General features: G+C 40.0%; 12 protein-coding genes. 4 read left to right on the forward strand and 8 right to left on the reverse strand.

Going from position 1 to position 15,451, the window contains the following annotated elements:
• The first annotated feature begins 264 nt into the window (after window positions 1-264).
• Complete coding sequence (locus NIE32_RS09125) at window positions 265-1,944, forward strand: ABC1 kinase family protein (protein ID WP_253076577.1); 1,680 nt, start codon at window positions 265-267, stop codon at window positions 1,942-1,944.
• A gap of 76 nt (window positions 1,945-2,020) precedes the next feature.
• On the opposite strand, the gene NIE32_RS09130 is transcribed toward NIE32_RS09125, so the two are convergent.
• Window positions 2,021-2,617 carry a hypothetical protein gene (locus NIE32_RS09130; RefSeq protein WP_253076578.1) on the reverse strand — a complete coding sequence of 199 codons (597 nt, stop codon included), beginning with the start codon at window positions 2,615-2,617 and terminating at the stop codon, window positions 2,021-2,023.
• Window positions 2,618-2,855: 238 nt separating this feature from the next.
• Here NIE32_RS09130 and NIE32_RS09135 point away from each other — a divergent pair, with 238 nt between their 5' ends.
• Window positions 2,856-4,586 carry a pyruvate oxidase gene (locus NIE32_RS09135; RefSeq protein WP_253076579.1) on the forward strand — a complete coding sequence of 577 codons (1,731 nt, stop codon included), beginning with the start codon at window positions 2,856-2,858 and terminating at the stop codon, window positions 4,584-4,586.
• 115 nt (window positions 4,587-4,701) lie between these two features.
• Here the strand turns inward: NIE32_RS09135 and gnd are convergent, their stop codons facing one another.
• A complete protein-coding gene (gene gnd, locus NIE32_RS09140; RefSeq protein ID WP_253076580.1) occupies window positions 4,702-5,601 on the reverse strand; it encodes a phosphogluconate dehydrogenase (NAD(+)-dependent, decarboxylating) in 900 nt (299 codons plus the stop codon).
• Between the two features lie 165 nt (window positions 5,602-5,766).
• Here gnd and NIE32_RS09145 point away from each other — a divergent pair, with 165 nt between their 5' ends.
• On the forward strand, window positions 5,767-6,945 hold the full coding sequence (locus tag NIE32_RS09145; protein WP_253076581.1) for an MFS transporter: 1,179 nt from the start codon (window positions 5,767-5,769) through the stop codon (window positions 6,943-6,945).
• A gap of 146 nt (window positions 6,946-7,091) precedes the next feature.
• Here NIE32_RS09145 and NIE32_RS09150 read toward each other — a convergent pair whose 3' ends face one another.
• The 4 genes from NIE32_RS09150 to NIE32_RS09165 all read right to left on the reverse strand — a co-directional run bounded on the left by NIE32_RS09150 (window position 7,092) and on the right by NIE32_RS09165 (window position 13,266).
• Window positions 7,092-9,278 (reverse strand): glycosyltransferase family 39 protein, encoded by a 2,187-nt coding sequence (locus NIE32_RS09150; protein ID WP_253076582.1) that lies wholly within the window; start codon window positions 9,276-9,278, stop codon window positions 7,092-7,094.
• A gap of 151 nt (window positions 9,279-9,429) precedes the next feature.
• Window positions 9,430-11,334: a PTS fructose transporter subunit IIABC gene (locus NIE32_RS09155; protein ID WP_253076583.1), complete on the reverse strand. Its 1,905-nt coding sequence runs from the start codon at window positions 11,332-11,334 to the stop codon at window positions 9,430-9,432.
• A gap of 158 nt (window positions 11,335-11,492) precedes the next feature.
• Window positions 11,493-12,263: a DeoR/GlpR family DNA-binding transcription regulator gene (locus tag NIE32_RS09160; RefSeq protein ID WP_253076584.1), complete on the reverse strand. Its 771-nt coding sequence runs from the start codon at window positions 12,261-12,263 to the stop codon at window positions 11,493-11,495.
• A gap of 91 nt (window positions 12,264-12,354) precedes the next feature.
• Window positions 12,355-13,266 carry a putative RNA methyltransferase gene (locus tag NIE32_RS09165; RefSeq protein ID WP_253076585.1) on the reverse strand — a complete coding sequence of 304 codons (912 nt, stop codon included), beginning with the start codon at window positions 13,264-13,266 and terminating at the stop codon, window positions 12,355-12,357.
• A 357-nt stretch (window positions 13,267-13,623) separates the two neighbouring features.
• On the opposite strand from NIE32_RS09165, the gene NIE32_RS09170 reads away from it, so the two are divergent.
• Entirely contained in the window at window positions 13,624-13,974 is a 351-nt protein-coding gene (locus NIE32_RS09170) for a hypothetical protein (protein WP_253076586.1), read from the forward strand.
• Between the two features lie 63 nt (window positions 13,975-14,037).
• Here the strand turns inward: NIE32_RS09170 and NIE32_RS09175 are convergent, their stop codons facing one another.
• Together NIE32_RS09175 and NIE32_RS09180 are read right to left on the reverse strand one after the other, a co-directional pair.
• Window positions 14,038-14,586: a DUF6944 family repetitive protein gene (locus NIE32_RS09175; protein ID WP_253076587.1), complete on the reverse strand. Its 549-nt coding sequence runs from the start codon at window positions 14,584-14,586 to the stop codon at window positions 14,038-14,040.
• Between the two features lie 97 nt (window positions 14,587-14,683).
• Complete coding sequence (locus NIE32_RS09180; protein WP_253076588.1) at window positions 14,684-15,286, reverse strand: ECF transporter S component; 603 nt, start codon at window positions 15,284-15,286, stop codon at window positions 14,684-14,686.
• Window positions 15,287-15,451 lie beyond the last annotated feature (165 nt).

Genomic DNA, 15,451 nt, shown 5'->3' on the forward strand with positions numbered 1-15,451 from the left:
TTAAAAAAAATATTTTCAGCCTGAGAAAAGCTCACGTACTCTCAGGCTTTTTTGCTACAATCAATTATGTAAACAGGGTTACACGACACTCATCGTGTACAAGATAAACCAAGTCGGTTAAGTTGGAGCAAATGTATGCTTCACAATGGGGACGAGCGCGTGACTTAGAAATGAATAGTGATCGGATTTGGTGCATAAGGGAACATTAAGATAAAAGGCAGAACTATGGATTCTAAGAATAAATAACTTAGTTAGGTGATGTCCATGATCGGAAAACATATCCGCCAAATTAAAAGATATAAGGAAATAGTCTCTATTCTTGTAAAGTACGGTTTTGGTTATATTGTACGGGATGTTGGCCTCTTTCATCTTCTTTCTTTACCAAAACAGTTGATTTCGGACTTTTCAGGAAATGGCAATGAACAAAGTTCGATAGGCGAACGTATTCGCTCGATGTTTGAAGAACTAGGACCAACTTTTATTAAACTTGGTCAACTCCTTAGTTTACGTACAGATATCCTACCCGAACAAATTGCTGATGCGATGCGCGACCTTCAAGATCATGTGACCCCTATTGATTCACAAACGATCAGAATGATCATTCTAAATGAGCTTGGAGCACCCGTTGAAGAGCTCTTTGCAGATTTTGATGAAAAGTGTATCGCAGCTGCATCCATTGCGGAAGCGCACCGTGCGTTATTAAAAAGCGGAGAAGAAGTCGCGGTTAAAATTAGGCGACCGAACATTGAAAATATTATTGAAAAGGATATTGAAATTCTTTTGGATTTGGCATCACTGGTAGAAAAAAGATACGAATGGGCGCGTACATACCAAATCAGCGCTATTGTCGAAGAGTTTGCCCAGGCAATTCGTAATGAATTGGATTATAGAGCTGAAGCACGTGCAACCGAAAAACTTCATGATTTCTTTAAAGACAATGAACATGTGATCATCCCCGGTGTATACCGCAACTTTTCCACACACAGAATACTTACGCTCACTTATATTCATGGTTACAAATATGATCGGCTTATCCGTGACAAGGTAGAAACTATCGACAATAAAATAATTTGTGAGCGTTTAGTTCGTTCATTCCTTGATCAAGCACTTATCTGTGGTGTTTTTCATGGTGATCCACATCCGGGTAATCTCTTCTTCTTTCCAGAAAATAAAATTGGTTATATTGACTTTGGTCAAGTTGGTTATTTAAATGAAGCAATGAAACGTGATTTCGGAGACTTAATCATAGGGTTGATGAAAGGAAATACAGAGATGCTTTATCACACCATCTCATCAATGACCATCCTACCAGATGATTTGAATGAGCGACAATTCAAAGCAGATCTTGATCTGTTGCGTGAAAAATACTATCAGTTACCCTTCAAAGATGTTCATATTGGAAGAGTCATTCATGATGTGTTTGGGGTTACTAAAAAACATCGAATCAGTATTCCCAAAAACTATACGTTACTCGGAAAGGCTTTAATCACTTTAGAAGGATTAATAACCCAAATTGATCACGATATTAGTATTCTTGAACTTGCAGAGCCTTATGGACAAAGGCTATTCTTCAAACGACTAAATCCGAATGAGATTACGAGGAGGATACTTATGAGCGGCTATGATGTCGTTGATAATGGTATTAAAATCCCCGCCCTCTTGAGAAAAACTTTAACACGACTCTATCATGGAAAAACACGCGTCGAAATGAAACTTCCTCAGTTGGAATTTCTGCTCGCAAAAGTTGATCGTGCAGCGAATCGCATATCATTCAGCATCATGTTGCTCGCGCTCAGTATCATACTCGCAAGTATCATCATTGGCGAATCCTTCGGCACCCGTTCTCTTCTTAGTCATGTCCCAATACTCGGCATTGCTGTAACACTCTTCCTTTTTATGGTGATGATTGTCTTATTTTCAATTTTTCGCTCTGGGCGCTTTTAAGAAACAAGATGATTAAAACAAGCTAAGATTATACTTATCATTTCATATACCCGTACAGATGAATTTCTCTAGTTCTTCAATCCTTTTTGATTAACAAATGAAAGACCCGCTGACCTACTGTGGGATCGAGTACAGTAACGTATTTGTTCAACTCTTTTTGTGCAAGCATCACTTGCCTCGGATCATTCTTCCCGAACACCTGAAGCAGACGATTGAATTCTTCTGCTATTTGTTGAATTTTTTGCTCATCAATCATTCTTCCCGCCAAAAAAAGCGTGCCCATTCTACGAGATGTCGGCTGAATTTGGGTCCATTCTGCACCAGTCTGATTCGAGATCATATGACAGATCACCTGTTCTTGGGCATCCAAAATCGCTACAAGTACATCTTGACGCTCTGCAGGAACCAAGCTGATGATCTCTTTCAACTTACCGAACAAATCCTGTTCTAATACATAGCGTTCTTGAGTATAAGGAAACATCTTCTTTATACGTTCCCATAGTTCTGCACTCCCTGTACAAACAATGCATTGTCTTTGAGATATTTGAACATAATTTTGTTTCTGGCCAGGACGAATAGCCCACGTACCTTTTTCCGAGAACTCAACAAGATTTCCATCACTTACCGTAGAAATCCAATGATCCGTTGCGATGATTGAAACAAAGCTCATCATACCGCCTCCTTCAGTTAACTCTTATCTATTATAAGAACAGTTTCTTAGAAACAAAAGATAAAAATATGGATAAATTTGTCCGTCTTGAGAGCATAACCATTTGCTTTTTTTGGAATTAGTCATAAAATAGACCCATAAGGTTCAATTTTTTGTCACATATATACAAATAGAAGTCTTGATTAGAAATCACTTTTCTGATTCAAGACAAGCGCTTAATTCTGAAGGAGGAACCCAGATTATGGGAAAAATTAAAGCAAGCGAAGCAGTTGTGCAACTGTTTGAAAACTGGGGTATTAATCATATTTATGGTATCCCTGGTGATTCGATCAACACAATGGTCGAAGCTCTAAGAAAAGAAGAAAGCAAGATTAAGTTTTACACGGTACGGCACGAAGAAGTTGCTTCCTTAGCTGCTGCAGCATACTCAAAACTTACAGGCAAGATTGGCGTTTGTTTGGCAATCGGCGGACCTGGTGCGATTCACTTATTGAATGGTATGTATGATGCAAAGATGGATCATGTACCAATGCTTGTTCTTGTTGGACACATTCCTGCAAGATTAACAGGTACAGATTATTTTCAAGAAGTGAACACAGTTGAATTATTTAAGGATGTTGCAGTCTATAACAAGGATATTACCAGTGCTGAAAGTTTCCCAGCGGTAGTCAATCAAGCAATTCGTACTGCTTACCAGAAACGTGGTGTAGCAGTTCTGTCAATTCCTGATGACATTGTTCTTGGTGAAATTTCGGATAACATTCCGCAATTAGCTACAGTTTTTGAAAAGAAAACTCCGGGTCTCGTTCAGAGTGATTTGGACGATGCTGTTCGTTTGATCAATAGCGCAAACAACCCAGTAATCTTGGCTGGCGTTGGTGCAAAAAGTGCAAAAAAAGAACTGAAAGCATTTGCTGAACGTATTTCTGCACCAGTAGCTGTAACACTTCCTGGAAAGGGTTCCCTCTCTGACGATCACCCGAACTTCATTGGGAACATCGGCAAAATTGGAACAAAGCCGGCCTATGAAGCTATGAAGAGTGCAGATTTACTGATTATGATTGGTACGGATTATCCCTATGCTGCTTACCTGCCAGAAGGTGCAAAATGTGTTCAGATCGATATCGATCCAGTCAAAATCGGCAAACGCTATTCCGTGACCGTTGGTGTGGTTGGCGATGCAGCTGAAGCACTTTCTTATTTGACAGATCACACGACTCCTGTTGCGGATCGTCCTTTCCTCAAGACTTGCCAGAATAAGATGAGCACGTGGTGGAAATGGATGTCCGAAGATCAAGACAATAAAAAGACTCCAATTGCTCCGGAAGCACTCATGGCTGGAATCGAATCGATTTCTGAAGAAGATACGATTTACTCCGTCGATGTAGGTACGTCAACCGTTTGGTCAACACGTTATCTCAAAGTTTCAGAGAAACAAGACTTCATTGTATCTGCATGGTTGGGTACAATGGGTTGCGGCCTTCCGGGTGCCATTGCTGCAAAGCAAGCATTCCCTGATCGTCAAGCGATTGCAATCACAGGTGATGGTGCTTTTGCGATGGTTATGCAGGACTTTGTCACAGCGGTTACTTATAAGATGCCAATCATCGTTGTTGTTCTTAATAATAAACAACTTGCATTCATTAAATATGAACAACAATCTGCAGGACAATTAAAATATGCTGTAGACTTTGGAGATATAGATTATGCCAAATTTGCTGAAGCTTGTGGCGGTGTCGGCTATCGTGTTGAAAAATACGAAGATCTGCAACCTGCTCTTGAAAAGGCAAAGGCTTCAGAAGTTCCGGTTATCCTTGATGTTGTCGTTGACGTCGATGCTGCTCCACTACCAGGTAAAATCGTAATGGATGAAGCAAAGGGCTATGCTCGATTTACTGCGAAATCAATTGCGGAAAATCACAAATTAGAAAAAATGCCGCCAATGAAGACAGTCGTACGCCGCTTTCTGTAATTTCATTCTCTAAGTTTAAAGCTCATTCGGGTTTCCCCCGAATGAGCTTTTTTCATTATAAATAACTATAAAAAAGGTTCGATCTACATAGGACCGAACCTCACTTTCTGTTGTATTATTTTTTAACGACCGCATGGCCACCAAATTCATTACGTAAGGCAGCAACGACTTTTCCTGTAAACGTATCACTCTCAAGAGAACGGTAACGCATGAGCAAGGACAATGCAATTACAGGAGTTGGCACCTGCATATCAAGTGCCGTTTCTAAGGTCCACTTTCCTTCACCGGAAGAAGCCATTACCCCACTAATTTGATCAAGATTACCATCCTTTGAGAATGCATCCTCGAGCAATTCGACGAGCCAGCTTCGGATTACAGATCCGTGATTCCAAACCTTTGCTACCGCCTGATTATCATAGTCGAAGTCACTCTTCTGCAATACTTCAAATCCTTCAGCAAGAGACTGCATCATACCGTATTCCACGCCGTTATGCACCATCTTCAAGAAGTGACCGCTTCCTGCTTTGCCTGTGTATAAATAACCATCTTCAACTGAAATCGCTTTAAACAAAGGTTCAACATAACTAAATGAACGTTCGTCACCGCCAACCATCACGCATGCACCGTTTCGTGCACCACTCATCCCACCGGAAGTACCGACATCCATAAAGGAAACGCCCTTCTCCTTACACAACTCGTAACGGCGTATAGAATCTGTGTACCGTGAATTTCCGCCGTCCAGAACTATGTCTCCTTGATCAAGAAGGGGCAATAATGTTGCAAGCGTCTGTTCTGTCGGATCGCCTGCAGGTACCATTAACCAAAATACACGCGGGGTTCCCAATGCTTTTACTAGCGATTCAAGCGAAGCAAAGCCTTCAATGCCCTTAGATTCTGCTGCCTTTTTTACTGCCTCTTGCGATAAGTCAAAAGCTTTGATTTCAAATCCGTGTTCTGACATGTTCATTGCAAGATTGTAACCCATTTTACCTAAACCAATTAATCCAATTTTCAATTCAATCACCTATTCATGAGTAATGTTTAACCCTATAAGGTTAGTTTACCGCATACATAGCCCTTCTCCAAATAATATTGATAAAAACGTTTATTTAAGCAGATCATTTCACAATTCTGCATTCATTTGATACGCTTTTTTTGTACATAATTAAGGAGGATCACAATGAAAACTTATCCACTTTCACTTTGGACATTAGTCATCGGTGCCTTCGCAATCGGTATGACCGAATTTGTGATTATGGGCTTACTTCCCAATGTCGCCGGTGATCTTCATGTCACGACTGCCGCTGCAGGCCAGCTAATCACTGGATATGCATTAAGTGTTGCGATTGGCGGTCCCATTATTGTTGTTGCGACCTATAAAATGGCTCGTAAGAATGTACTGATGCTCTTGATGGCGATCTTCAGCATTGGAAACTTCTTTGCGGCACTCTCGGCGAATTATGGATTATTAATGCTAAGTCGAGTCGTTACAGCGCTCGCGCACGGATCTTTTTTCGGACTTGGTGCCATCATGGCAGCTAGTCTTGTGCCCAAAAACAAACAAGCATCTGCAATGGCGCTCATGTTCTCCGGGTTAACCGTAGCCAATATTGTTGGCGTTCCTTTTGGTACGTTTATTGGCCAGCGTCTTGGGTGGCGAGCGAGCTTTTTCATTATCAGTATTATTGGAATCATTGCCGTACTCGGTCTATTCTTTCTTGTACCCAAACAAAAAAATAAGCAGAAGTCCACGCTTTTAACAGAACTCGCTGTGTTAAAAAGCGGTCAACTTTGGGTGACATTGCTCATTTCATTATTCAGTTTTGGCAGCGTTTTTGCATTCTTCACGTACATCACTCCTGTGTTGCAACAAATTACCGGATTTGGTGATCACGCTGTAGATTTCACACTTATCGTATTCGGAATCGGTGTAACCATTGGCAACTTAATCGGAGGTAAACTCGCAGATTGGCGTCTAAACGAATCATTGATCGGCCTCTTAATTGCTTTGGAAATTTTCTTCTTGATCTTATTCTTTGTTCAATCCAATGGGATTCTGATGGTTCTGGCCGTTTTCCTATTCGGCGTCTTGGCATTTGCCCAGTCTCCAATCCTTCAATTTCGAAGCATGGTATTGTCTGAAGGAGCACCACTCTTGTCGAGCACGCTGAATCAATCGGCAATGAATATTGGCAATGCATCCGGTGCGTTCTTTGGTGGCCTATCCGTCACTTACCTCCCGTTACATTTTCTTGCGCTTACTGCACCAATACTTTCATTGATCGGTTTGATGCTCTTGTTGATGCAACTGAACCGAATACACGCGAAAGAATCCGGACAATTTTTATCGAATGGATAACCGAGTAATTTGCAGAGCTTAATCGACTTAAGCTCTTTTTTTTACACAACTCCTAGAGCGTTATAACTGTCTGATATGTACTGTAAGAACAAGTAGGGTCCCCGGTCCCCGCCAAACTTGTCCAATTTGCGAGCACTCTGCGCTCTTTAGGGGATGTCTGTCTGAAGTGATAACCGGTCAAGTTCTTCTTTTCTAAATGCTACATCAAACACAATGAGCATCGTAAAAGCTGAAGAAAAGAGAAAAATAAACACAGGCATACTTAGATAGCCACGAGTTTCTTTCATAAAAACACGAAACTGAAGATCTTTTCCGATTAGTTCCTGTTTATTCTGATAAAGTGCACCACCAACATATAAATCTCTTTGTTCAAATAATCCTTTTCCATGAATCGCCAAAAATAGCCGAGCATTTTTGTTCCGATATATTTGAGAGATCTCAAGATAATAGTTCTTACCACCGGGCAATGCTTTCTGTAATTCTAGATCAGAAAGTTTGCCCAATTTTAGATCGTGCTCTGTAAATAACTTTTTTTCAACAAGCTTCTTATTGTCTAATGCATAAATTGCTGCTAAATAGTGCCCGTTTCCTTCACTTCGCACCCTTCCTAGAGAGATTTGATCAAACGAACGATCCGCATAAAAGGTTTGCCTGATTCTATGTGTCTTATCAATTCGCGCATGTATAGAACCTTTTGATTGATTTTGGTTGACCGCATAGCGATAGTGTAGATCTGGAATTTGTGTTAAAGGGATGATACGCATCGCTGCAACACTAATCAGCGTACAAAAGAGCAGATGAGCGACAATTCTTGGCGTACCCGTATATATTACATCCTTCCCCTTTCGATTTGCCCATTTGCCAATGAGATACTTAGCCTCATTCAAACCATAACAATTTCCGATTAACATTGGAAACATAAAGAGCAATGCATAGCGAGGCTCCGCTTCCCAAACAAAGATATAAAACAAGTAATTCCCAAATAACATAATCTGTATCAGAAGGTTTAGATCCAATTTTTTTATACGGAAAAATCGGAGGGTTGACAGTAACAAGCAAAATAGGTTTACACTATGAGAAATCTGAATAACGAATACTGTCAGTTGCTTTTGACCACCAAAAAAATAATCATAGGCCAGCGTATGTTGCAATGTATTGCCTGTGTACCAGTAGTAACCTAATGAACCATCTGCATAGACGCGAAAAGCTTTAGTGAGCCATAACATGATAAGTTCACTAAAATTCCGATCTATAAGGCGTGACTTTATCTCTTGCCCTTCCACTTGTTTTTTCTGCTGTTGCGTCATCGGCGTTAAACTTCGTCTAAAGTCCGTGAGATGATACCGTCCTTGCTCTGAAAGTCCCAACATCACCCAGTGCAAATTGGGCATCTCATACCGTGGGTTAGCCTCAAAGTGCAGATGATCTGAATAGATTTTTAATGGTACCTGTACAAGCAGAAACATTATTATCGTCAACGTGAGCAACACGAGGATTCTTTTCCATTGAGCACGTAAAATCAGAAAGATGATGAGCGCTGGTAAAAATAGTATGAGATTCTGTCGAATCAAACAACCGATAACAAGCATCATGCAAAAGAGTATAGAATCAAAAAAACGTCGTCGCTTTTCAACACGAAGCCAAAGATAACAAAGCAGCGGTGGCATCATGATCATCAGAGTATCCGAATAAAAATACAAACTATAGAAAAATATCGGAAGGCAGGTCAGGGTCAAGATAAGAAACATGACGCTCATCTTAGGCCCAAGAAGATCGTGAACAAGCTTCCAAGAAAAATAAATGCCGATATTAAGAAGCGTCATGCATACGACATGGTCAATAACAAATAGAAATTTAACTTCACTTGTCGGCAATAAATAATAGATCCAATAGCGTATGATCGTCACCGGAATGTTGTTCGGGTAGACTTGAAAATATAATGTGTCTTCGAGGTTACTCTTGTGCTTTAGTAATTCAAGCGTCTTCATAAATACATGGCCACCATCGATTTCCGGAGGCTGAATGCCATGAAACAAGACTAGAATTGCGCATTCAAGAATGAGAATAGTGAACATCAATGTTCTATTCCATTTTTCGAATACATGATCAGTTCTGAAAGATAAGAGTTTATCTATAGAAATCAAGAAGAGAAAATATACACACGAGAAAAATAACAGTAAAGCAGTGAGTTCTAGTGGCGCTGATGCTAACTTTCCATAGTAATCTCCCGCAATGAACAGCGGTCCAGTAATACTCATTAATAAAAAGAAAGTGGTAAACAAAGCAAACACGAGACAAAATGTGCCGATGATCGAACGCTTTAAAGAAATCACGCGATTCACACCCAAATACAAGATAATTGCGGCAATCTCATATAGTATTTGTCATCTTGTAAATAATTATGTTAATGTACATAAAAAAGTGTGTCTGATAACATTCAGACACACTTCTTTTATCTACTGTGGAATAAGATCCGTGATTTAATTACTTTTCAGTGACTGCTTTCTTCCAAAAGCCAAGAATTAATCCGGATATTACGGTTCCAATGACAATTGAAAGCAAGAAGAGAATAGGTTGGTTACCCAGCAGGACAACGAAAATTCCACCATGCGGAGCCGGGATATTAATATGCCATAGCTGAGTCAAACCACCTGCGATTGCTGCACCAACGATACTTGAACCAATAACGCGTAGTGGATCGGATGCTGCAAAAGGAATCGCACCTTCAGTGATGAAAGACAATCCAAGAACATAGTTGGTAATCCCTGCTTTACGTTCATCTTCCGTGAATTTATTCTTAAACAATGATGTTGCAAGTGCAATGGCCAGTGGAGGTACCATACCTCCGGCCATTACAGCAGCCATCATCAAACCGTTCGTGTTACCACTACTTGTAAATACACCAATAGCGAACGTATAAGCAGCTTTATTTACTGGACCGCCCATATCGACAGCCATCATTCCGCCAAGCACAATACCAAGAATAACTGCATTTCCTGTACCAAGGTGATTCAGCGCACCAATTAAACCTGTATTAATTGACTTAAAGATTGGATCCAGAATGTAATACATCAAACCGCCAGTAATCAAAAGACCAAACACCGGATAAAGCAGAATTGGTTTCAAGCCATCCAAAGTTCGAGGCAATCCTTTGAAAACATTCTTTAATAAGATAATCACCCATCCTGCAAGGAAACCTGCCGCTAAACCGCCAAGAAAACCAGCACTAGAAGATGCAGCAAGGAATCCACCAACCATACCAGGCATTAACGCTGGTCGATCACCGATACTCATCGCAATGAATCCGGCAAGAACAGCTATTAGAAAGTGAAATGCACCCGTGTCTCCTCCGGCAATTGCACTTAACATTTGGAAAATGGTGTTGTCTTTTCCAAGTCGTTCAAATAAGAATGATATTGCAAGAAGAATACCGCCACCAACAACGAAAGGAAGCATGTGCGAGATACCGTTCATAAGGTCTTTATAAATTTTTCCCCAAACAGATGTCTTTGCGCCTTTGCTTTCCTCTTCTATAGCGCCACCTTCAGCGTGATAAATCGGAGCTTGTCCATTTAATGCCTTATTAATTAATTCTTCAGGCTTGCGAATCCCATCGCTTACAGGCGTTTGAAGCACTTTCTTTCCATCAAAGCGCGCCATTTCTACCTTTTTGTCAGCAGCCACGATGACGCCGACTGCTCGAGAAATTTCATCTTTTGTAAGTACATGCTTTGCGCCTTCAGAACCATTTGTTTCAACACGGATCGTGACGCCCATTTCTTTCGCTTTCTTTTTCAGTGCATCTTCAGCCATATACGTATGTGCAATACCTGTAGGGCATGCGGTAACTGCAATGACAAGTTTATCATCAGCAGATTGGGCAGGCGCCTCCGATGCGCTCTTTGCTTCATCTTTTGCTTCTTCAGCTTCATGTTCTGCTTGCTTGTCATCAAAAAGTTTTGCGACTTCAGCTGCTGTTTCTGCATTCTTTACTTGTTCAACAAAATCATGATCAATGAGCAAACGCGACAAGGCAGCAAGGGTCTGAAGGTGCACATCTGCGGCACCTTCTGGGGCAGCAATCATAAAGAATAAGTAGGATGGTTGACCATCCAATGCTTGGTAATCAATACCCTTTTTGCTACGTCCAAACACAACCGTTGCTTCATTAACTGCCTTGGTTTTCGCATGAGGCATCGCAATACCTTCACCAATACCCGTACTCGATTGTCCCTCACGTTTTAAAATCATTTCTTTAAATAATTTAGGATCATTAATTCTCCCGTTACTTTCAAGGCTAGCAATTAATTCATCAATTGCACCTTCTTTGGTAGTCGCGTGCATGTCCAAAACCATCGCGCGCTCAATCATTAAATCTGTAATTTTCATTGGTGCTACACTCCTTTTCTGTAATCCACTTTCAACAGAACAATAAATTTGTGTTGGTTTTAATAAAATAAAAGGAAAAGATTTCAATTTTAATTGCTTTCATCACCGCAAATTTTACCAACATCCGATGCACACGGCGGACAAGTCAATAAAAAGAGTTATACCATTGGATTCAAAGGATGATCTGCAATATAGACGTTTGCTTTATCTGTAATTAAGGATTGGCATCTTTCGGGTAATTCATCCGTAATAATTGTTGCCTCACCTAGATCAAACATTTTGCAAAATGAAATTTCTGCAAACTTACTGCTATCAGCTAACACATATGTGGTTGAAGCAAGTTCATGTGCGCGTCGTTTCAATGCAGCCTCTTCTGGATCCGGCGTTGTATACCCCATTAAGGCATCAATACCATTCGCGCCAATGAATGCAGTATCAAATCGAAATAGATTAATATTCTGTAACGCTATGTTCCCTACAATAGCTTTTGTCGTACCTTTCATCAAGCCACCAAGCATGTAACACAAAATTCCATTCCTTACAAGATGTTCTGCATGGGAAGGTCCATTGGTGACAACGGTTACACTTTTTGCCTTAATAAAAGGAATCATTTCTAGAGTAGTGGTTCCTGCGTCCAGATAAATACAATCATTATCTTTCACTTTCTCAGAAGCAAATCTTGCAACCAATTTCTTTTGCTGAACATGTCTTAAAGTCTTTGATTCCATGTCTGGTTCCTCATTTAATTTCTTTAACAATGAGGCACCGCCGTGAATACGTCGAAGAAGATGGCGACCTTCAAGCTCTTGCAAATCTCGACGAACTGTTGATTCAGAAGCAGATAACATTTGAACCAGTTCCTGCAACTTTACAACACGTGTATCGGATAAGATTTTCAGGATCATTTGCTGTCGTTCTTCAGCCAACATAATCATTCCTCCACTCCATCATTGTAACACCATTTCATTCAAAATCAATCATAAGTACTCAAATCTGATCAAATTCTTCAATTTTAGATCATTAGTTTATGAGCAATTTTGACGAATCATGTCCGTTCATTTCTCCAATCAGAATTTCAAAATCAGCAGTTATTTTTGCTGAGGATTTTTCTAACCATTGCTCACACTGATCCCGAGTTGCCGTCCAGGCAAGTGGAGTCATTTGTAAAATTTCGTTTACTCCCTCTTGATTTAATTTAATGTCATAAGTAATCCTTTTTGAACGTGTTTTTGGATAATGCTTCATAAACAGAGCCTTAATATCAGTATTTGAGTAGACATTTTTCTCTTCTCCATAGAAAAACGAGCGTAGTTCCTGTAAATAATGACTACCTGGAATAACCTTAATAATATGTCCGCCTGGCTTTAGGAGTTGATTAACCACTTGATAATTTGACGGTGAAAGGATATTCAAAATAAAATCAAATTGATGATTTTCAAATACTGGTTGAGCAAGATCACCGACAAACCACATTTGATCCGGATAATGTTTGGAGGCAAGTTGTATTCCCTCTTTGGCAAGGTCTATTCCACAACCTACAACACTTAACGAATCATTCTTATATAAGTTGTTGCAGATCGCAGCAAGCAACGAACCTTCTCCGCATCCAAGATCCAAGAGTGATCTGTGATGATCTGAAGGCTCAGAAAGTGTGCCTATACTTGTTGTTAGATGGTGTACTAAAGGATCAAAAAATTTGTGAGTAACAATAATCTTTTGTCGCGCTTCAAATAATGATTTTCCATAATGTGTATGTATTGGACGTGTGGCGAAATTTACGTATCCCTGTTTTGCTAGATCAAACGTGTGTCCTTGCTTACAGATCAAACTTTTCATCTCAACGACTTGAAATGATTCTGCACAAATCGGACATTTCAATAGATCGATATTTCGATTAAGTAGTTGAGCACTTTTCATTTTTCTATTCATCATGCATCGCCATCCTCGACAATTACTTCTGTACGTCATAACCCAACAAATTCAGATCTTTAATTATACCACATTGCGTGACATGCAATATTCTTAATCGCCTTTTAGCTTTTGTCAAGCTTTGCTCGGAATGAGGCTTTCGGTGTGCGCTTACCACGGGCAATCCGTGATCTTCCTCATCCTTGCGTAGGATCTGCAGTGTCACCTGGCTCGTTAGTCACACAAAGGTTTCGCACCACCCTGCCTAACCCCTTCCCTTTGAGAAAAAGTTTACACATACCACTATTTTTGACTTTTATTCAGCTCTTGTCACGTGTTTAATCTGGGTGAATACACTATGTGAGAAAAGGAGCGATGCAAATGGATAATTATGCTGATTTATACATGCAGCAACCTTTTGTTCCACATGAGATGGAAGAAAGGAATACAGGTAACCCAAACAATCAAGAGTCAATCCAAAGCCTTTGTCGAAAATATATGAATTATCATGTAGTCGCACAAATGGCTGATGGATCACAAATGGAAGGGATTATTGAAGACGTTAATGATCAAGGAGTTGTCATGATGATTCCTGAGGACGTCACTGAAGATGAACGATTTATTGCAGCACCTGGACGACCGCGTCGTCGATTCAGACGGTTTAACAGATTTTTCTTTCCCTTTTTCTTATTTATTCCACCGTTTATTTTTCCGTTTCCTCATCATTATTAAGAATCAAGAAGGGCACCTCCTCCGAAAAGCTGTACTTGGTGAGGTGCCTTCCCTTTTTTCTCATTAGTCGACCGTTTCTACAAGCCTACCGAGCATAAAAACAGCTGCTCCTCCAGCTTCTACCCATGTTCCGGCAGTTACAATCGGATCAAAAGACGTTAAATCTTCAGCTGAATCTAATAATCGCTTTTTTCCTTGTGCTTGAAGAAAATTACCTAAACAAAGCAATAAAGTTGCGACAAGTGCGTAATTCTTCTTCGACAGTTCTTTATCCGTTAATATCAGCAAATTCCCCAATACTTCCTTTAGATTTGAAGACATCCCTTGAGCAAGTAACCTTCGTTGATCATCTTCATTTCGAATAAACTGGATAACAAATGACCCATAGCCAATCACGTTTAATGCAATCCCGAATTGAGTAGTTGGATTATCAGAAACAAATTCAGCAATTAACGTTCCTGCAGCCACTTGGATGAGACTCCCGAGAAAAACAAGCTGATCTTGCGTCTCTCGATCTAATTGACGTATCGGTGTCTGTCCGGCAGCAGCCATTACTTTCCCGACCGTAATGGATAAGAGGGCGAAATTTTCTGCAACTTCTTCTCGGTTCATCGTCACCCCACCCGTCTTCTGATGCTCAATAGTACATCTTATTCACAGTGTGACCAGGGGGCAAATATTATTTCTTCATACATCTTATTCATTAACATTATTGATCCATTTTCTTTTTTATTTTGAGCAAAGGTGTTGCAATGAATAGGGTAACAAAACATGCAGAAGCCGCTTCAGCTAATCCATTAGTTAATACAACGGTTAACAATGCAGGGAGCAGTTTGCTCACGTCAATTTGCAAGAAATTAGCATACGGTGTTCTATAGAATAAAAAGATTAATCCCAAGACAAGAATGGTATTCGTTAATGATCCGAAAAGTGCGGCAATGGACATACTTGCCGTTCTCGATATTTTCGTTTTATTCAAAGCTAGGTAGAGAGAACCGGCAACAATACCAACAAGAACACGTGGTAATACCGATATCAAAGGATTGGTAAATACTATAGGCGCAATTGGGCTGCTTGGAAAAGTGAATGCACGAATGAACGTCGTCATTCCCCAAACACCACCAATAATTGCACCTTCCACCGGACCGAGAACAAGCGCAACAATAATGACCGTAATATGGATAATTGTGAGACTAAATGCACCCATTGGAATATAGCCTAGAAAGGGCAAGATATTTTGTAAGAGAATAATCGCTGAAAAAATTGCGATGATGACTAATCGAAATGTTTGATTTGAACTTCTTTTCTCCATAATGAACTCCTTTTATCATCGAATTCCGAATTTAGATACAATGCACCAGTAGAACATTCGTTTTTTGCTGAATTAATACATAATCCTAATTTGAATTATAAAGGCTTTTATCGGCTGCGCAAGTTTTAGTTCACTTGATTAAGTGTAAAAAAAAGATCCCCACCT

Source organism: Sporolactobacillus kofuensis (assembly GCF_024125425.1).
In the GTDB taxonomy this organism is placed as follows: domain Bacteria; phylum Bacillota; class Bacilli; order Bacillales; family Sporolactobacillaceae; genus Sporolactobacillus; species Sporolactobacillus kofuensis.